General features: G+C 40.5%; 14 protein-coding genes. 8 read left to right on the plus strand and 6 right to left on the minus strand.

Annotation, left to right across the window (positions count from 1 at the left end; all coding sequences use genetic code 11):
- Positions 1-10: 10 nt before the first annotated feature.
- The 4 genes from IPM34_05265 to IPM34_05280 all read left to right on the plus strand — a co-directional run bounded on the left by IPM34_05265 (position 11) and on the right by IPM34_05280 (position 5278).
- Entirely contained in the window at positions 11-1558 is a 1548-nt protein-coding gene (locus IPM34_05265) for a hypothetical protein (GenBank protein ID MBK8954952.1), read from the plus strand.
- Positions 1559-1728: 170 nt separating this feature from the next.
- Positions 1729-2493: a peroxide stress protein YaaA gene (gene yaaA, locus IPM34_05270; protein MBK8954953.1), complete on the plus strand. Its 765-nt coding sequence runs from the start codon at positions 1729-1731 to the stop codon at positions 2491-2493.
- Positions 2490-4910: a penicillin acylase family protein gene (locus tag IPM34_05275; protein MBK8954954.1), complete on the plus strand. Its 2421-nt coding sequence runs from the start codon at positions 2490-2492 to the stop codon at positions 4908-4910. The genes yaaA and IPM34_05275 overlap by 4 nt, the downstream gene beginning before the upstream one ends.
- 5 nt (positions 4911-4915) lie before the next feature.
- Positions 4916-5278 carry a hypothetical protein gene (locus tag IPM34_05280; GenBank protein ID MBK8954955.1) on the plus strand — a complete coding sequence of 121 codons (363 nt, stop codon included), beginning with the start codon at positions 4916-4918 and terminating at the stop codon, positions 5276-5278.
- A gap of 1019 nt (positions 5279-6297) precedes the next feature.
- Here the strand turns inward: IPM34_05280 and IPM34_05285 are convergent.
- The 3 genes from IPM34_05285 to IPM34_05295 are packed head-to-tail and all read right to left on the minus strand — an operon-like array spanning position 6298 to position 8721.
- Positions 6298-7917 carry a hypothetical protein gene (locus IPM34_05285; GenBank protein MBK8954956.1) on the minus strand — a complete coding sequence of 540 codons (1620 nt, stop codon included), beginning with the start codon at positions 7915-7917 and terminating at the stop codon, positions 6298-6300.
- The gene (locus IPM34_05290; protein MBK8954957.1) at positions 7911-8336 is read right to left on the minus strand and encodes a DoxX family protein; all 426 of its coding nucleotides are present in this window, start codon (positions 8334-8336) and stop codon (positions 7911-7913) included. The genes IPM34_05285 and IPM34_05290 overlap by 7 nt, the downstream gene beginning before the upstream one ends.
- Positions 8337-8370: 34 nt before the next feature.
- Positions 8371-8721, minus strand: coding sequence for an iron-sulfur cluster assembly accessory protein (locus IPM34_05295; GenBank protein MBK8954958.1), 351 nt, complete (start codon positions 8719-8721; stop codon positions 8371-8373).
- 120 nt (positions 8722-8841) lie between these two features.
- On the opposite strand from IPM34_05295, the gene IPM34_05300 reads away from it, so the two are divergent.
- Positions 8842-9360: a hypothetical protein gene (locus IPM34_05300; GenBank protein ID MBK8954959.1), complete on the plus strand. Its 519-nt coding sequence runs from the start codon at positions 8842-8844 to the stop codon at positions 9358-9360.
- Positions 9361-9584: 224 nt separating this feature from the next.
- On the opposite strand, the gene IPM34_05305 is transcribed toward IPM34_05300, so the two are convergent.
- Together IPM34_05305 and IPM34_05310 are read right to left on the minus strand one after the other, a co-directional pair.
- Positions 9585-9953, minus strand: coding sequence for a VOC family protein (locus tag IPM34_05305; protein MBK8954960.1), 369 nt, complete (start codon positions 9951-9953; stop codon positions 9585-9587).
- Between the two features lie 16 nt (positions 9954-9969).
- Positions 9970-12642, minus strand: coding sequence for a T9SS type A sorting domain-containing protein (locus IPM34_05310; GenBank protein MBK8954961.1), 2673 nt, complete (start codon positions 12640-12642; stop codon positions 9970-9972).
- 166 nt (positions 12643-12808) lie between these two features.
- Between IPM34_05310 and IPM34_05315 the strand changes: the two genes are divergently transcribed.
- The 3 genes from IPM34_05315 (at position 12809) to IPM34_05325 (ending at position 16176) form a co-directional block, all read left to right on the plus strand.
- Positions 12809-14437, plus strand: coding sequence for an ATP-binding cassette domain-containing protein (locus IPM34_05315; GenBank protein MBK8954962.1), 1629 nt, complete (start codon positions 12809-12811; stop codon positions 14435-14437).
- 360 nt (positions 14438-14797) lie between these two features.
- Entirely contained in the window at positions 14798-15151 is a 354-nt protein-coding gene (locus tag IPM34_05320) for a hypothetical protein (GenBank protein ID MBK8954963.1), read from the plus strand.
- A 62-nt stretch (positions 15152-15213) separates the two neighbouring features.
- The gene (locus tag IPM34_05325; GenBank protein MBK8954964.1) at positions 15214-16176 is read left to right on the plus strand and encodes a transposase; all 963 of its coding nucleotides are present in this window, start codon (positions 15214-15216) and stop codon (positions 16174-16176) included.
- 518 nt (positions 16177-16694) lie between these two features.
- Here the strand turns inward: IPM34_05325 and IPM34_05330 are convergent.
- Complete coding sequence (locus tag IPM34_05330) at positions 16695-20477, minus strand: hypothetical protein (GenBank protein MBK8954965.1); 3783 nt, start codon at positions 20475-20477, stop codon at positions 16695-16697.
- Between the last annotated feature and the right edge of the window lie 4 nt (positions 20478-20481).

Consider the following 20481-nt stretch of genomic DNA (forward strand, 5'->3'; position numbering starts at 1 on the left):
AATGAATTCAATGAGATCAATATTGATTTTGTGTCTTCTTATTGGGGCATCAGCCAATTTGGTTTTTGCACAAACCGCATCAGAAGCACTTCGATATAGTATGTTCAGACCTTATAGCACCAGCCGTTCCATTGGTGTTGGAAACAGCATGTCGGCTCTTGGTGGTGATTTCTCTGCCATTGCCGTGAATCCTGCAGGGATCGGTTTGTATAGAAAAGCAGATGTGTATGTGAGTATGGGTACGATCTGGGAAGACAACGAAGCAACGCTGAAGTCAAATCAACATCAGAACTCTGTTTATAAAGAAAATACAGGTAAGTTTTCTTTGAATGGACTTGGATTTATCGGTATTTCAAATCCTGCTTCGGGCGATTGGAAAAATGTAAATCTGAGTATCAACCTGGTGCGCACAGATGATTTTAGGCGAGATCTGTATTTTAAGGGAAGAAGCAAAGGATCCATCACGGACCGATTTCTTGAACTTTCTTTAGACCCGCTTGGACAAGGTCTCGAAGGTTTGAACCCCGATGACCTGGACGATTTTGAAGCCGGGCTTGCTTATGAGACTGGCGCTTTATTCGATAAGGGAACGGATTCTGTAAAATATATTTACCAAACCGATTTTCTTGCTCATCCTGATTATGCAGTTTCCAAAGAGCAATCTGTTAAGCAATATGGAGGTATGCATGAATTGACTTTTGGTGTAGGTGCAAATTACCAGGAATGGTTAGCGCTTGGTTTGAGTATCCATGTGCCTTTTGGTTTTTTTGAAAGCGAATCGACTTATTCCGAATATGAATCCGTGAGAGGTGAATTTAATCCTTTCAGAAATTTGGTTTTTGAAAATAAACTGAGGACCGAAATTTCTGGTGTTGGAGCAAAGATGGGAATCATTTTTAAACCTGTTAAGTTTCTGAGATTGGGTGCAGCCATCCAAACACCATACTCATTAACCTTGAAAGATGAATACCATACTTCCCTGGATTACGGATTTGAACTCAACGGTCGAGATACCAGTTTTTATTCCAGATCACCGGATGGTGCTTTTGAGTACAAACTCACAACTCCATGGAGAAGCGTATTGTCTGCTGCTTTAATTGGGCCATACGGATTTATTTCCGGCGAAGTGGATTTTATCAATCCGCAAAATTCAAATTACAATCTATCTGCGTTCAGCGAAGAACCGGGAGATACAAAATTTGAACAAGAATTGAACAGCGATATTGAGAAGCAATATAAAGCTGTTGTGCAATATCGTCTGGGTGCGGAATTGGCATTATCCAAATTGAGATTGCGCGGAGGATATCAATACCTGCCTCAGCCCTACAGCAACTCCAGCGATAAAGCACAAATTTATAGTTTAGGCGGAGGATTCCGTGGCGACCGGATGTATTTTGATTTTGTATATTCTTTCGGCAATCAAAACCAAACATATGCGCCCTATCTCACCGGGAATTCTGATTTCAACGGCGATGGAAAAGTTGATGCTGTAACTCCATTGGTCGATCAAAAAATAAATCGCGTTGAAATTTTATTCACGATTGGCTGGAAGATCTGAACGAAAAGCTGAAAGGCTTAAGACGAAAGGCATAAGGAAATTTATTTTCAACCACTTGACGTAGTCTTCAGACTACGCTACTGTATTGCTCTTGTGACACTACATCAAATTTGAAATAAATTTCATCCTGAATCAGAAAAATCAATTATCTATGTCATAGATTTTGGTTTATGTTGATAGTATTGTCGCCTTCAAAAGATCTGGATTACAAAAGGGAATATCCTCAAATTCAACATTCTTTACCGGAGTTTGCTGAACAAACACAGATACTTGTCGAGCTCATGCAAAAAAAATCTGTGGCGCAATTAAAAAAGCTGATGGACATCAGCGAGAAATTGGCAATGGATAATCAAAAAAGGTATCGGGATTTTGAGTTTGGATCCCTGCCTTCTTCTGGTCGCCCGGCATTATTTGCGTTCTCCGGAGATGTGTACAGGGGCCTTGATGCTTATTCGCTCGATGAAAACGGAATCCGGTATTGCAATAGACATGTGAGAATTCTTTCAGGATTGTACGGGATGTTAAAACCTTTGGATCTCATCCAACCATACCGGCTGGAAATGGGCACTGATCTCAGAATCGGCAAAAGCAGGAATCTCTATCATTTTTGGAAAAATATTCTCGGAAATAAAATCCGGGAAGAAATGGAAAGATCTGATTTTAAGTTTCTGTTAAATCTGGCATCACAGGAATATTTTGAAGCCATAGATTTAGCAGCACTCAAATTTCCGGTTGTGAATATTCATTTCCGGGAAATGCGCAATGGGAAATTAAGTTTCCTGAGTTTTTTTGCAAAAAAAGCAAGGGGATTGATGACGCGCTATGCCGCAGATGTGAATTGCGAAGACATCTCACAAATCAAAGATTTCAATTTGGAGCGTTATACCTTTGATCAAAAATTATCTTCGAAAACAGATTGGTATTTTATCAGATGAACGCAATGGGTAAATATGTTTCTCTAATTCTGAGGCTTCTTTTTCCGTTATGCTGGATGTGGTTGATGAATGCCTCTTTGCAAATCAAAGGCAATGGAATTCCTCCTCTTGGAAGTTTTTTTAGTCCGGCAACGGGATTTTGGTGGAATGCACATTACATGGACGAAGATCAACCGGATGTAATGCAGTTTGATGGGGTCAGGGGTGAGGTCGTTCTGGACGAGAGAAAAGTGCCACATATTTTTGCCGAAGACGACCGTCAGGCTTATTTCATTCAGGGATATTTGCATGCGATGCACCGGCTCTGGCAAATGGATTTTTCCACACGGGCAGCAGAAGGTCGTATAAGTGAAATTGTAGGCGATCGTGCTTTGGAATTTGATAAATTGAAGAGGAGGAAAGGATTGCCTATCGCTGCAAGGATGTCTGTAGAAAACTGGAAAAAAGATAGTTTTCTGATTTCCAGATTGGAGTCTTATGTCAGGGGAGTGAATGCCTACATTTCTGAAATACAAGAACACGAACTACCCATTGAATACAAAATATTGAATTATAAGCCGGAACCGTGGAGTCTGTACCGGAGCGCACTGTTTCATAAGAGCATGGCTGAAATACTTTGTGGAAGAGATAAAGATGTGGAGCTGACAAATGCCAAAGCATTTTTTAAAGAAGACTTTGCAGAATTATTTCCGGAAATGGATCCGTTGACCGATCCGGTGATTCCCTCTGGCACCAGTTGGAATCGAATGGACTATCCTGTTTTAAAGGCTTACGAAGATTCAACGCAAATTGGTTTTTTGCCTTTTTTAAAAGAATCCTCTGTATCCGGCTTGGGAAGTAACAATTGGGCTGTGAGTCCTCAAATGACACAATCGGGATCTGCTATCCTTTGTAACGATCCTCATTTATCGCTAACGCTGCCGTCTATCTGGTACGAACAACAAATCTCCACACCGGAGTACAATGTTTACGGTGTTACTTTTCCCGGTATTGCCGGGGTGGTTATTGGGTTCAATAAGCATATGGCCTGGGGAGTCACCAATGCCGGTTGGGACGTATTAGACTGGTATAAGATCCACTGGAAGGACTCTACGATGGTTTCCTATTTAATGGATGGTGAATGGAAACTAACGAACGTTCGTTTGGACACCATTTTAGTAAAAGGAAAGGGATATGTGATAGATACAGTTCGGTTAACTCATTGGGGTCCGGTAATCCATACAGATCCTAAACATAAGAAGTATTCATTGGCCATGCATTGGATTTTACACGATTCGTATGATCAGATGGAATTCAGAACATTCATGAGTCTTAATCGTGCCAAAAATTATGATGATTACCGCAAGGCTTGTACATATTTTCCATACCCTGCTCAGAATATTGTCTTTGCATCTGTTTCGGGAGATATTGCCATGACGGTTTCCGGAAATATGCCTGTAAAATATGATCAACAAGGCCGTTTTATCATGGATGGTTCATCTGCCAGGCATAAATGGGCAGGAATACTCGACCCTCTTCAGAATCCTGCTATGTACAATCCATCCAGGGGTTTTGTTTCTTCCGCCAATCAACGATCAACGGATCTGAATTTTCCGGTTTATTACAACGATGGTGATTTCAGGTCATATCGTGGACTGGCAGTCAACAGATTGCTTGCGCAGAAAAATAACTGGGATGTTCAATCGATGAAAGAATTGCAATACAACAACCTGAGTCTGGAAGCGGAATTTTCGTTGCCGGTATTGATGGCCTTACTGGACAGTTCAAAATTGAATGTAAAGGGCCGTGAAATTGTAAATCAATTGCGAAAATGGAATTTTAATTACGATTCTTCATCTATGGCTCCTGTTTATTTTGATCTGTGGTTTGAGTATTTGCAAAAAATGGTTTGGGATGAACTCAGTCCATTCGCGGATAAAATGTCCATTGCATTTCCCAATGATCAGATACTTGTGAAATGGATGTTGGAAAAGCCGCATCATCCGTTTTTTGATTATCAAAAGACAACACAGAAAGAGCAGGCTAAGGATATTGTCCAGATTGCATTCGACAGTGTGCTTTATTTTTTAGAAAAAGAACCACCGATCCGGGATTGGGCTGACTATAAAGCTGCAGAAATTGTTCACATTGCAAGGATCCCTGCTTTTGGAAAATTTCAAATCCGGAGTTCAGGCAATGAAGACATCATCAACGCACATGCACGGATTTTCGGGCCTTCCTGGCGTATGATTGTCGAGCTTAAAAAGGATTCGATGGTGGCTTATGGGATTTATCCCGGCGGACAATGTGGCCACCCCGGAAGTGCCTATTACGACCATACAATTGAACCCTGGGCTCGCGGTGAATATTTTCGTTTGCACTACTGGAATGCACCTCCGGAAAATCATAAAGGATATTTTAAAATTCATTTTCAATAAAACCTATGAGTCAACGATCAGCTATTATAATTTGCCTGGGCGGTGCCATATTGGGTTTATGTATACCTGTCTGGTATTTGCCATTTTTGTTTGGTTTTTTTGCAGGAGTCGTTTTTAAATTTTCGCCACGATATTTTTATCTCATTCATTTTTTGGTTTACATGGCGGTGTGTTTGATTTATACTTACTTGGTCAGTGTTTTTGGAAGTAAGGATCTCATTGACAGGATCGGTGAGCTATTTATGGGATTTGCATCGGGAGCACTTATGATGTTGAGCAGTTTTTTTTATGGAGTTCATGCATTGGCAGGAGTTTTATGTGGAAGGGCTTTAAGAGTACTCCTGCAAAGTGAAAAATCTGATGAATAAAATCCCTTTAATGGAAAAAGAGTGGACCAGATTTTCCAAAAAGGAATATAAATCCCTGCTGGATCAGATCATGTTATATTATCATCAAATAAATGGATTTCATCTGCTTCATTTGCGCCATCTGATGGAGACACAACTTGTAAGATGTCGGATCAAGTTAATTTAAAATGGAGTAGCCTAAATTAAGAAGGTTTGGTTAATTTAAATGAAAACTGACTCAACTTAGAGTAATTAACTTAGAAGCAAGGACTGGCTTGGTTATAATTGATTTATAATCCTAACTGATAACCAGACAACTAACTTCTTTGTGTTCCTTTGCGTTTTAGTGTCTTCGTGGCAGAAATTATATTACGTTTTCACCAATTTGGTAACCAGGGTTTGATGGCCTAAAATGTTAAATTTTTGCTTTGCACCAGCTTGATATTGAATGATCTTTACGTAGTCGCTAACCTTTGCCACGAAGGCTCAAAGTTTCACAAATCAGATCTTTTGCTATAAGAATTTACTCCCCATACAATTAACTTGCCCCAAAATGTCTCGCACCTGCCCGACTGATCTATTGTTTTAAAATAATGGAAAACTTATTCATTCAGGCGGGGATGACGCAGACGACGCAGATCTTTTCATTTAGTTTAAAATCAAATCGTCGAAACTTCGAAACGTCGAAACCTCGGGACGAAAACCTCTGCCATTTATTTCCCGCACCTGCCCGACTGATATTTTGTTTTAAAATAATGGAAAACTTGTTCGGTCAGGCGGGGATTTCGCAGATTTACGCAGATCTTTATATTTAATTTATAATCAAAAAGTCAAAAAGTCAAAAAGTCAAAAAGTCAAAAAGTCAAAAAGTCAAAAAGTCAAAAAGTCAAAAAGTCAAAAAGTCGAAACCTCGGGACAAAAACCTCCCCAATTTATTTCCCGCAGATGACGCAGATGACGCAGATATTTTTACAGATTTTTTTTGATGAGGTAGATTTATTCTTTTAATGAATAGCCTTTCAGCTTTTCGCTTTCAGCTTCTATTTTTCGCTTAAAACTTGTAAGGTAGCATGCATCAGGGTCGACGAATCAGCTAAAGCATAAATGTGATAGTGGCCTGCTGCTAAATTTTTCAAATCCAGTTCAATTTTATTTTCTTCCGGATTTTTAATTTCTGTAAAAGCTAAGTTTTTGCCTTCTGAATTTTGGATCCATATCTGGATGCGGTTTAGTTTTTTATCCGATTTAAATTCGAGTTGTGTTCGAAAGCGCGCAGGATTGGGTTGAAGCTGTAACTTAATGTTTGATTTTTTATTTTGAAAATTACAGGAATTTGTGGATTGATCCTTAATTAAATGAACTTTTACAATGTAAGGATTGGCAAGTGTAAGATGAGCCTTTTCATTTTGCCATGGATTTCTGTCGGTTCCAGGATTGTATATGCCGCCGAATAGGTATCCTGCAAAAATCGTATCTTCTTTTATAGCAGACAAGTCAACGATATCGCTGGAGTACAATGCAATTTCAGGAGATATGAAAAATTCTGCATTGCAGCCCATAAATCCAGGCATGGTATCCGTCAAGAGCCATTCAGAGAATTTACCAAATTCATCCCGGATGATGGTACTCACTGATTTTACAAAGGGAACATAGCTGTCGTAAGTGATCACTCCCAGCGAATCCCGATAGTATTCGGCCATACCTCCAAAAAATATCTGATGCGAACGATTGTTAGCCCCATCAAAAAGATTCAGTTTTGCACAATTGTAAGCACAGAATTTCTGATCGAAGTCAAAGATCTCCCTGACTTCGATACTATCGATCACAGAAGTGTTTAAAAAAGGTTTGTCGAGATTGTGTTGAAACACACCCGAATACACCATCATTTTTTCTTTTCCGTCGCGATCGATGAAAGGACTCATGTTGAAATCCCTTCTGTGGAAATTGTAATCGTCGGTTTTTTTGTAGAGGATGTTGTAAGCCAGGCTATCCTTTGTTTCCTGCAGTCGAAACAATACAAAAGCATCTGTATAAATTTGTTTAACATTGGAGGAATTGCTCGAGTATTTTCCTTCAAAATAATTTCCTCCAACCAGATAAAACAGTGAATCTTTGATTCGCAACTGTCCGCCAGCCACTGCGAAAAAAGTATCTCTGATAAAGGTAAATGCGGATTCAACATTGCCCGACGATTCAATCGCGGTAATAGCTTGAGCCAGATTGATTTTTGCAAAAAAAGGATAGGTGTAGTAACTGCCGTCACTTGCCTGGCCATATCCTCCCATCATGTAAAGGAAATTCTGATCCTGTGCGAATGTGCTGTTGGAAGAACTCAAAAATCCTGAAATTTCATATCCCGAAAACGGAATCGCTGAGCTGGTCAGGGTCATGTCCCGGGTGTTCCAAACGTACATCATTTTGTTGGCACGGTCGTATTCAAATCCTTCTTCTTTCGAATGGATGCCGTCGAGTCTGCCACCGATCATTAAAACCTTGTCTCCGGAGGCTGCATAGGCAAACGAATGGATATTGGGCCAGTTTTGAATTTTAAACGTATCAAATTGAAAGCGGAAACCCGATTGAGCATTTATTGAAAATGAGAATAGAGTAAGAAGCAGGATCGATTTAAAAAAATGTATTTTAGATGCTGAAATTACCATTTTTCTTTAGGAAGTTTTGTGACGCCAAAAAATCTTCGTACGGAATATTTTCCGGTTCCATACACCAGAACATGGATCATACCGCCGATAAATGCGATGTTTTTCATGAAATGTATGGATTGAACATTTCTGATTTCCGGAGGATCGTTCCAAAAGGGGAATACGATAAAGGTTACGGGGATCCAATACAGTAATAATAAGGTTACCGCAAAGCCGGGTCTGTATCCAATCAGTAAAAAAACGCCACCAATAAAAAGAGCTAAAGCAGTGAAGTAAATCAGAAATTCGGGATACCAACTTAAGCCATATTCCAATAAAGTTGCTTTGGTTCTGTCGAGAAACTGTAAAGTCGTAAAAGACTCGTAAAGGGAAATCGCGGAAATCATTGCTCTTGCCAGCAAGTCAAAGCTGTCTTTCATCGTAGATGAGTTGGTTGTGGACTGAGTTCTGTTCTCAGGCCGAAAAAGACTGTCCGCAGCCACAAGTATCTTTGGCATTGGGATTAATGAAAGAAAATCCACGGTTGTTTAGCCCGTCGATCCAGTCAATCTGCATTCCTACCAGGTACAGCGAATGGGCCTTTTCCATAAAAACTTTAAACCCTGCAATTTCGTAGATCTGATCTTTTTCCTGAGGCAAATCGAAGCCGAGTATATAGCTGAATCCCGAACAACCGCCACCTTTGACTCCAACTCTAAGTCCATGACTATCAGGTATTTGTTGCTCCTGTTTGATGCGTATCAATGCTTGTAAAGCCGATTCTGTAAAGCTGATAGGGGTTTCCTGAATCGTTTCTGTAGCCATATTCTTTTATTCTTAAAAACGCAAAGTTAGCATTTTTGTTCGAGGCTTGTAGGGCAGAGGGCCTGAGACGAGGCAACGAACCATGTAGAATGATTAATTTTATGCCCTAATTTAACATGCATGGAGTTCTTTTTTGAATTGCTCAAGTATACCCTTCCTTCTGTGGTCGTCTTTTTGACCGCTTATTTGTTGATTAAACAGTTTGTCGAACATGAAAACCGAAAGGCTTATGCGCAGATGCAAAAGGAGCTCAAACAGCACAGTTTACCACTAAAGCTTCAGGCGTATGAGCGCCTGGCATTATTTTTAGAACGCATTCGCATTTCCAATTTAATGCTCAGATTTGCCAGTCCCGATAACGATTCGCAAACACTTTGTAAAATGTTGATGCTGGGTGTTCATCAGGAATACGAACATAACCTGGTGCAGCAGATCTACGTCAGTGAAAAGCTCTGGGAGATCGTTCTTCTTGCAAAAAACGAAACGCTCCATGCTCTTGACGAAGCAATTGTCGAATTTTCCGGAAAAGATCCATCCATATTAAAAATGCACCTGAATGGCAAAATCCAGGCTGAAACTTCCAGGATCATCGATGCTGCAATTGATGGAATCCGGAAGGAAATGCAGTTGGTGCTGTAAGAGAGGAGCTAAAAGCTTTAAGCTCAAAGCCAGGGAAGATTTGGAAATGAAGATTAAATTTTATTGTAATTGTACAGGTATAGGCTGTTCAAACATAATACTTCTACATTGACTAACATCAATATTTTAAAGTTATTATCAATTAAATTTTTTTAATCAAACTAACAAATGTTAGAAAAGTTGAGCTAAAAGCTTTAAGCTTTAAGCTTCAAGCTTTTAGCTTTTCATCCTGCTGTAACATCGTCTTCAAAAATTCCATGAATATTTCCATCGGGGTCTTTGAAATAAGCCAACCAGCCCACTCCGGGTATAGCCATTTTGGGAACGACTATGGTGCCACCGGCTGCTGAAATTTTGGTGCTGTGGGCCTCGACACTTTCTACCTGGATCGTATTGACAATGGGTTGATCCGGATGTTTTTTGGCCATCAATCCTCCATTGATACCTGGTGTCGATGGGTCGCCGGTAGAAACAGACCAGTAGTCCATGTTTCCAAATTGTGAAAATTGCCAACCGAAAACATCTGAAAAAAATTTCATAACCGATTCCGGATGATCACAGGGGATTTCAAAGTGTACAATGCGGTGATTCATAAATTTTATTTAGAAATTATTCAATTTTTATAAGTTTTTGAAATTGTTGTTTACGGTCTGAATAACATTCCAATAGATAAATACCTAATGAAAGGTGGTCCAAAGTAAGGCTTGTTTTTGAATCGGAAATCTTTTTAGAAAATAAGAGATTTCCAGAAAGATCATAAATGCGGAGGCCGCAATTTTTTAGCCGCACTTCCGGCCCTGTTTCAACAATTATTTTATCTGATGCAGGTTGGGGATAGATGGTGAATAATTCATTTTTAGTTCCATGTTCAACCTGTGTAAGGCAATCATTCCATTTGGGATCATCCGGTTTTAAACATTGGCCGCAGGAATCAATACGGTGTTCTCCATAGGCCAAACCCCTGCAGTCGCAGATTTCTTTGAACTTTTTGGGATCTACGTTGCTCGCGATGACTTCGATCTCGCCAAGGGATGCCGCATTCCAATGGTATATGCCACCACTGACCTCGAGAAACTCGATGCGCATGGATTGTATGATCAACAGCGAATCGGGAATCAATCGGCTGCCTTTGTTTGAAACAGATGTTTGCACATCGAAAGAATAAATTTCTTTTTGAAAATCAGGATCTTCGTATAAATAGACCTTACAATGACGGACCCTGAGTCTGTTGGTATCCGGGATGTTGTGTAAAACAATTTCTTTGGTATAAAGCGGGACCAACCATTTTAATTCCAGCCATTGTCCGGTTGGGGATACCCCTTCCGGTGTGAACCAGTGCTGGCTGGCTGTATAATTTTTTTTGTCGATGAGATAACCGGGATTGTTCATAGAGGAAGAGGCTTTAATGCGTGCACCCGGTGCCAGATTTGTGAAAAATAATTCAATCGGATCGGTTGGGACATGTATTCTGGAATGACCGGCATGGCATCCCACGCAACTCACTTTTTGTCCCGGTCTTCCGTAGTTAAATCCGGTGACATGTGCTGCTCCATCCTTAATACCGCCACCGGTTCTTGGTATTTTGTACCCAAGTGCGTGAGCGGATCTTGCTTGTTCAAACAAGGGCATATTTGCAGGAGCATTGATTTCATAAACCCGGTTGAAAGGATCGATTTCAATTTCATTGTACAGATAAGGAAAATCCAATGCTTCCACCGAGCCGAACTGTTTATCCTGCATGGGTGCTGCAAAAAATCTAACACTCGTTAGTTCTCCTACGGATGGTGCAGCTAATATGCCATCGTCTACGGGTCCGTTGTAAAAAATATTGCGACAGTCAAATTCAAAAGTCCCTTCTGCTCTTAGATTTTGAATTCCTGAAGGAGGAAGCGGGCCCGGTCTTTGATTGATTTTATCAACAAGTATGGGTGGTAATTTTTTAGGTTCGACAAGTTGGGCATTTAATTCCGTAGTGCCCGGATGATCATAGATCAATATTTCATTGTTACCATTTGGATCCATCATCCAAATTCCGTAGTCCTGGTCCGGATCGGGCGCTTTTGAAAAAAGGATCTCTCCGGAACTGGTGACACTGGGTTCTGCGGCATATTCTCCGTTGAAAATTCCATAAGATGCAGGATTTTTAATGTAATAATCTAAATTGCCATAAGAAGTAATTCCTGCCAGCCCAATGGGTTTTTGTGCTGTTCCTCTGAAATATTTTTTGATTCCGCCGAACCCCGATGATTCACTGATGTGTTCGATTGGAAACCAATTTCCAATAAAATTTCCATCTGCATCAAAGCTGCCTCCATAAGTACTATTGGATGAAACATCCCGGTAATGCGCTGAAAACAATTTCATTTCAGTTCCATCCGGATTGATTTCTGACAGTAAGAATGCATTGTTGTTAAACATAAAAGTTTCTCCATCAATGACGCTATCCAGATTACTGGTCATGCCATCTTTAAAAATCCAACCTCCGGGATATCTGGTACTTGCCAATTGTGTGAGTGGGTCGTAAGGCCAGTAAAAATTCCGCCACCATCGCGCAAAGACAATTTTTCCGGTTACCGGATCTACTGTTGGTTTGTCTGCCCCGTTTTTTTCGCTGGTGATCCTGTGCAAATCCGTTCCGTCTGCATTCACCACAAATAAATTGCTGGTGCGCACTACATTGTACATCCCGATTCCCGGAAATCGCGTGCTGCTGAAACAGATCCTTCCATCGGGCAACCATACCGGATGTGTATCGTCAAATCCTTTGAGTACACCTCTCGCCAGGGGACTAAATTGAGAGAAATCGGGATCGGGACCTGAAAAGGTAATTTGTTGTAAATTTTTTCCGTCGATATCTATCGAGTAAATTCTCCATGCATTATGCTCATTAGGTAAATAATTGTTGTTCCCTAAAACATAATTGCCATCCGGCAGTCCGGCAAAAACAATTTTCTTTGCATCCCAGGATAAAGAAGGACAGCATATATCAATGAGTTGAAAAGTATTTTGCATGGGTTTTGAACCGTCGAGAAGAGTGTCAATATTTTTATCTGGATTTAGGAGGCATAAGTAAGCTGGCGCTGCAACCTGATATTTAGAAAATCCTCCAATGCCCGGCAACGCATTGGCCCCAGTCATGTAAACCGATCCACAACAGGGGATGTTTCTCGAAACAAATAACACAGGCTTATCTACAGGTCCTGCGGGCAAATAATGGCTTTGAAAAATCATCAATAAAGCAGTGATCCCAATGAGTAAAACAAGGACGGAATTCAATTTCATATGGAAATATTAAGGAATTTGGAAGTCAGATTTCAAAAATAGAGGAAGCTCAACTTGTTCTGAAAATCACTCCATGTGAATGACTTGTAAATATACAAATTGTTGGCTTTTGCTTTAAGTGGATTTAGAATCAGGGCTTAACTTTGCGGTCAAATTTCGTTGAATTATGATTGCAGCAGTGAATGTGAGTTTGTCTTATGGAAAAAGAACCTTGTTCGATGAGGTGAATCTTCATTTTACAAAAGGCAATTGTTATGGAATAATCGGTGCCAATGGTGCAGGAAAAAGTACATTTCTTAAAATACTGAGTAGCGAGATCAATCCAACCAAAGGGCATGTGGAAATTACGCCGGGAGAACGCCTCGCTGTTTTAAAACAAAATCAGTTTGAATTTGATAATCACTCGGTTTTAAATACGGTCCTGATGGGTCATCAAAAATTGTGGAAATTGATTCGCGACCGCGAAGAGCTTTATGCAAAACCAGATTTTTCAGAAGCCGATGGAAATCTGGCAGCACAATTGGAAGAGGAATTCGGAGAACTCGGTGGTTATATGGCGGAAAGCGATGCTGCGGCCATGTTGAGTGCTCTGGGTGTTTCAGAAGAACTGCATTCTGTTTTCATGAGCGATATCCCCGCAACTTTAAAAGTAAGAGTATTGCTGGCTCAGGCTTTATATGGCAATCCGGATATTTTGCTATTGGATGAGCCTACCAATGGATTGGATGTGGAGACGATTAAATGGTTGGAGAATTTTCTTGCCGATTATGAAAATATCGTCATTGTGGTCAGCCACGACAGGCACTTCCTCGATGCGGTCTGCACGCATGTAGTGGATGTGGATCGGCAAAAACTCACTATTTATACAGGCAATTATACGTTCTGGTACGAATCCAGTCAGTTGTTGTCGAGACAAATTTCCGATAAAAATAAAAAGATTGAAGACCGAAGAAAGGAGTTACTCGATTTTATTGCGCGATTTTCGGCCAATGCATCCAAAAGTAAACAAGCCACTTCCCGAAAGAAGGCACTGGAGAAACTCAACATCGAACAGTTGCAACCGTCGAATCGCAAATATCCTGGAATTGTTTTTAAACCGGAACGCGAAGTTGGTGACCAGATCCTTAAAGTCGATCAATTGAGTCTGAAATTGGAGGACAAAGTCTTGTTCGATAAAATTCATTTTACCTTAAACAAGTCTGATAAAGTGGCTTTGTTATCCAAAGATCAAATGGCAGTACATGCATTTTTTGATTGCCTTGCCGGGCAACGCAAAGCCGATTCAGGGAGTATCGAATGGGGAACGACCATTTCAAGAGCTTATCTTCCTGTTGATATCAGTGCTTATTTTTCCGGAGGTGAGCCGTTGATTGATTGGCTCAGAAATTATGTTCCACCGACGATCACCGACGTCGACGAAATATTTTTAAGGGGCTATCTGGGCAGAATGTTGTTTAGTGGAGACGAGGTATTGAAAAAATGCAGCGTCATGAGCGGGGGCGAAAAAGTCAGAGCCATGCTCAGTATGATGATGTTGCAGAATCCTAACGCACTGCTGCTTGACGAGCCCACCAACCATCTCGACCTCGAAAGTATCCAGGCTTTCAATGAAAACATGATAGACTTTCCTGGCATCGTAATTTTGAGTTCCCACGACCATACTTTTATGCAATCGGTTTGCAACCGGATCATCGAAATTACACCCAATGGCTGCATTGACAAACTCATGAGTTTCGATGAATATCTGGAAAGTGAGGCGATCGCGAACTTGAGGGAAGAGATGTACGGAGGATGATTAATACAGTTTTCAGTCCCGACATCAAAAAGTTTAGCGATTTACTTGTATAATCTTCATGTCGGGATCAGTTTTCAGTTTAAGTTTACGCAGATCTTTATATTTAATTTATAATCAAAGAGTCAAAGAGTCAAAGAGTCAAAGAGTCAAAAAGTCAAAAAGTCGAAACTTCTAATTGTCGAAAGAACCTCTGCCATTTATTTCCCGCACCTGCCCGACTGATATTTTGTTTTATAACAGGGCGTTTCGGTAAAAATCTAAGTACTTAGAAATTAACGGAATGTGAAAAAATAAAGGCCATAAAAAACCCTGAATTCAGCACTTTTTGCGTAAATTCAGGGTAAGTTTAAATAAAATAATGTGGCTAAATTAATAAGCATTCAGAATAATATTCTGAAAATTAATTTCGAGAGTGCCGATCAAAGGTTTGACACATATTATCAGTCCTTTTTAAGAAGTGAATTAGGACTGATCCATCAGGCAATTCCTTGGGATAATCTGTGCCAAATTTTTAGAAAGAATCTGCGCAGGAAGAACCAAAGGGGTAGAAAATCATTTTTTAGTATACAAGGCAAGATTGCGCTGATGTTTTTAAAGCAATACCTGGGGTATTCAGATTCCAAGATCATAGATCGCCTGAATACGGATTATGTTATACAGTTTTTCTGTGGAATTTATCTGAGACCTGAAGATCAAATCAAGGATAAAAAATAATCAGTCAAATCCGGTGTGAACTGGCACAGGCATTGTCGTTGGATGAAATTCAGATTGAACTTATGAAACACTGGAAACCCCATTTAAAGGATGTACATATAGGTTTGGTTGATGCAACATGTTATGAATCGCAACTTCGATATCCAACCGACGTAAAACTATTATGGGAGTGCTGCGAATGGACATATGGTCAAATGAAGAGAATTTGCAAGCAGTCTAAACAGCGAATACCACGGTCAAAATTCAAGGAACAGCAAGATAAGTACCTATCCTATCAGAAGAAACGAAAGAAGACGTATCAGCAAGCTCAAATTAGAAAGCGCGCATTACTTTATCTACTCAATAAGTTATTGAGTCAAATAGAACAAGTTTACCAAATAGCATCCACACGTGATCTTGTTTTACCTGCTGCCTATGCCAAGAGGATTCAAACGATTCAGACTATCCTGAGTCAGCAGCAGGAACGCTTTGAAACTGGATTGCCTATTAAGGACAGGATAGTAAGTATTGCTAAAAATTATCTTCGCCCAATTGTTCGGGGAAAGGAAACCAAGATCGTAGAATTTGGAGCTAAGGTGAACTGTGTTCAGATTGATGGTATCAATTTTATAGAATACCTAAGCTTCGATGCCTTTAATGAAGGCACTCGATTAGAACAAAGTATATTTTTAGTAAGAAAACTCACAGGGAAGTGCACTCACATAGCGGCGGATCAAATCTATGCCACCAATAAAAACAGATCTTATTGTACAAGCCAGAATATTAAAACAAATTTTACACCTAAAGGCAGACCAGGGCCACTAGAACCCCAGCGCAGTCAAATGCAATCCTTACTTTCTAAAGAAAGAGCAACCAGATTAGAAGGTTCATTCGGAACTGAGAAAGATCACTATGGGTTATCAAAAATAAAAGCCAGAACTGAAGCTAATGAAATTCTTTGCATTTTCTTCGGCATCCATACCGCTAATGCAGTAGACATAGGAAAAAGAATACTTAGATCAAGGCAAACAAAAAAGCCTGCGTAATTCATATTTAATCTAAAGTTATAAACATAACCCAGGCGGAGCTGTCTGAAAAATTCAGCTTTTCAACAACTTTGTCTTACTTGTCAACATTTAATAAAAAATATTTCAGAATATTATTCTGTTTTCCAAAAATGGATTGATTAAGCTATGAATTTACCGAAATTCCCTATAACAATTAAAAACTTATTCGGTCAGGCGGGGTTTTCGCAGATTTACGCAGATCTTTATATTTAATTTATAATCAAAAAGTCAAAAAGTCAAAAAGTCAAAACTTCTAATTGTCGAAAAAACCTCTGCCATTTATTTCCCGCACCTGCCCGACTGATCTTTAGTTTTAAAATAATGGAAAACTTATCCGGTCAGGCGGGGTTTACGCAGATTTACGCTGATCTTTATATTTAATTTATAATCAAAAAGTCAAAAAGTCAAAATGCCGTCCCGATAAAATTGAAAAGATCTTCAACAGCGAGAAAGTCATGATCGATTTTATCGGGAAGTCTAAGAGTCTAATAGCCAACTTAATAAAAAGGATTCATAAAACGCACGCCTAATTTATAGACCCACGGATTTTCTTTTAAGGACTGGAATTTTATTCCCGATTCCAAAGCTAAAAATCTGTTGACCGGATATTGAGAGTGAAATTCTAGTAGCAATTTTGATGTAACATTAGATTGAACAGGGAAATCAAATCCAAATCCGCTTTGGAAATTGTTATTGAATTTGTAGAACTGAAATTGGAATAATGAAGCCAATTGTTCAAAATGAAAAGTCTTTTGCCCGGGATTGATAGAAAAGATAATATGACTGCTTACAGGAATTTTTAGAAACTCATAGGTTATGCTTGCGTAAACAGAGTGATCGTATTTAATATAAGGTTTTACATTCTTGTTGCCTTCAATTGTTGAATTTTTTGTTTTTTCAATACTTAAAAAATATCCTCCTGATATGCTCACCGATCTGGGTAAAACAACAACTGTTAGTTTGTTGGAAAGGCAATTGGCAGCATCGCGCAACTGGATCATGTAGGTTCCGACTCCCAGTCCGCCAACTTCGATAAAATGATCAAAGGCGGTTTGGTAGGGTAGGTTGTTCAGCAAGACAACATAGGGCAATGTTCCCGGCATCGTCGCAACGATCAGAGCGGTTCCGTCAGCAGCACTCGGGCTGGACGGGGGTATGACAGCTTCCAGTATAATTTCTACCGACATGGGAGGTTCTATTGTTACGCTTGTTTCATGCATACAATCCAGACCAGCGGATTCATCGTAAAGTTGAATGAGAAACTCTCCGGCTACAATTGTTGCATATGAAGAGATGTTGATGGTACCCCGGGGAACTGTATAAGTACCACTTCCTCCCGGATGGGTCAAAATCATTTTTATTGGACCTGCGCCGGATGAAAAAACTTCAAACCGGATCTCGCCGGGAGTTTGACAACGGGGCTGGGTAATCCTAAGATTTCTAAGGTACTCAGCCGGCAGTTCGCCAAGGGATGCAGAAAAATCCAAAGTACATTTTTTAATTACATCGGTAATGCTTACGGTATACATTCCTTTCCTGGCATTTGTCAATGAAGGGCCGGTGTTGCCATTGTTCCAAATATAATTGTATGTACCGGGAGAGTCGACGGCAACGTTCAGAACTCCATCTGCCAGTCCACAATGCGCAGGTGCCGATGTAAATTTTACTGTAAAATCGCATTTGGAACTATCAACCTGGATGATCGCAATCTGTTCTTTGGTTTTTTTACACGAATCTTCAACAGTGTAGTAAAAAGTAAATATTCCGGAGCTGTCTTTTTTTGGAGTGAAGGAAAACATGCCATTGCCCTGAATGTTGAAATCTTCTGAAACAGGAGCTCTATGTGAAATAATTTTCAGACTGATTCCGGTATCATTTGCCAGTACATTTCCGGTGATCGGTTTATTGATGGAAGTCCTGAAGCTGTCTGGCCTGGATACAAAATCTGAACTATCCCTTACTTCAATTAACAATTCTTCATAGCAACTTTGTTTCAAACCGGAATCTCTCACCGTGATTAGCCAAAGACCAGGAAGGATCTTAAAATAATTGCTGAGATTGACCGATGATTTTGGAACGGTGGCTTTAAAATTTCCGTTGGGTCCCGAAGCATCTATCTGCATCGGACCGGATGATGGACTTTCGAGTTCCAAACGAATGTTCGTATGTTGTCCGATACAATCGCCAGGACTAGAACTGTATGTATTGATATATTTTGCAGGGAGTTCATCGACAATCACTTGTCCCTGAACCGGACAATTATTTGCATCGAAAACCTGAATTGGATAATTTCCTGCAGGTAAATCGTTTTTCGTAAAAGCGCCGGAACTATCCGGCCACTGAATTCTATATGAACCCGGTGGTTCAACCAACACAACAGCAGATCCATCGGCCAGACCACAATGCGCTGGAGTGGTTTGAATGTTGATGAGATGTGTTGCTTGCTTATGTTCGATTGTGACGGATGTTTCAATTAAGCAGCTTGTACCGGATTCGGTAACCGATAAATGATGTGTGCCTGCTTTCAATCCGGAGGCCACTGCATTTTGGGAGCCATTGGACCACAAAAAATCATAGTTGCCCGGTGGATTAACAGCAGCAGTAGCTGACCCATTGGATTGGTTGCAATATTCAGGAGTGGTTTGGACATCCACTGAAAATTCGGAATTTTTCTTTTCGATGCGAACCTGAATTGTTTTCGAACAAGCGCTGCCACGAATGCTTACTGTAGCATCATACATACCTGCTTTTAATCCGCTAATTTCTGGACCAGTCAATCCGTTTGACCAAAGATAATCGTACATGCCTGGAGGATCTACCGATAATATTGCTTTGCCATCTGAGTTGTTGCATTTTTCCGGTGTTGTTTGCGAACTAACTGTAAATGCAGCTGTTTTTTCGCCGATGGTCATACTGACCACTTGGGTACAAGAGCCACCTGCACTGACTGTAAGTTGGTAACTTCCGGGTTTCAGGTTTTGGATAGCTGTTGTCGATTCCCCGGTAGACCACAAATATTGGTAGTTTCCGGAGGGAGAGACCGTAGAAATAATTTTACCGTTTTGCAACCCGCAATCTGCATCTTCAGCCTGGAGCTGAACCTGGAAATTGATCGTATTTTGTTCCAGTGTTGTTGAAAATACTTTACTGCAGTTCGTTCCGGATTTTGTGATGGTCACCGAGTATGGGCCAGCCGGAACTGCATTCAGCATGGATGATATTTGGTTGTTCGACCACAAATAAGTGTAATTGCCAAGTTGATTGACGACGACCTGGATAGAGCCATTCGGTAAATTGCAGTTCGCAGGAGTTTTCTCAAAACCTGCTGAAAACGAACAATCGTTAGTATTTTCATCGCCCGGGAGCAGAAAATAGGTAATTAATCCTGCACCGATGATCCCTCCTGAGACGGGTATCCATGGAAACTTTTTATCGGGTGTCTGTAAATAGAACGGATATCCTGGTTTCATGCGTTCTCCTGTAAGAGATATTCCGGTCCATGGTGGATGAATTGTATCAGGCGTTGCGTTTCTAACTTTCCTTCCCATTTGCATATGATGTGGTATAGGAGTACCATCTTTGGATCTATCTGTTGACATCACCCCGGCATCCAGACAGGCACAGCCAATCCGGAAATAGACCCATGCTTCGGAGTAAAACTCAAGACTATAGGTGATCTCGACTGAATACGGAGGAGTCGCTTCGTCATCACCTTCAGCAGAATGTGTAGACCGATGATGGACCAAACGATATCCGAGCTTCGCACCTTCAATTCTTTCATGCGCAGTGATCATTTCGCAAATCAGTGTCTGACTCCTGCAATCATCAATGCATAAAGAAAAATCCTCATGGTCCCAGCTGTTGAGCAGGTCAGAAAACGCATCCCAGCAGTCCCCGTGCAACTCCTCTTCATGGGTCGGCTCAAAACTCCCGATACGCTCCGCATTGTCCTTTTTGTACATCTTATCAAGCTGATCCCGATATTCTTTATTGATTTTTGCTTCGGCATCCCTGATATCCTGCTCCGTCCAGTCTTTCTTATTTGTCGTAATCGTGTCGTCCAGGTAGTTCATTTGCGTCCATCCACCGGACACATGCAGTCTGAAATTCTGCACACCGCCTTGGGTACAGAACATTCGTTCAGGTTTGCTATTCTTATCCACATTGTAGTACCACACCGAATCGATATGTGGTTTATGGGCGTGGATGCTAAATTCTTGTGCAATAACCGAGAAACAGTGGAGCAAACCGATTACCGGGAGAATGAATAAGTGTTTCATGTTT

This window comes from Saprospiraceae bacterium (assembly GCA_016716185.1).
GTDB lineage: Bacteria > Bacteroidota > Bacteroidia > Chitinophagales > Saprospiraceae > Vicinibacter.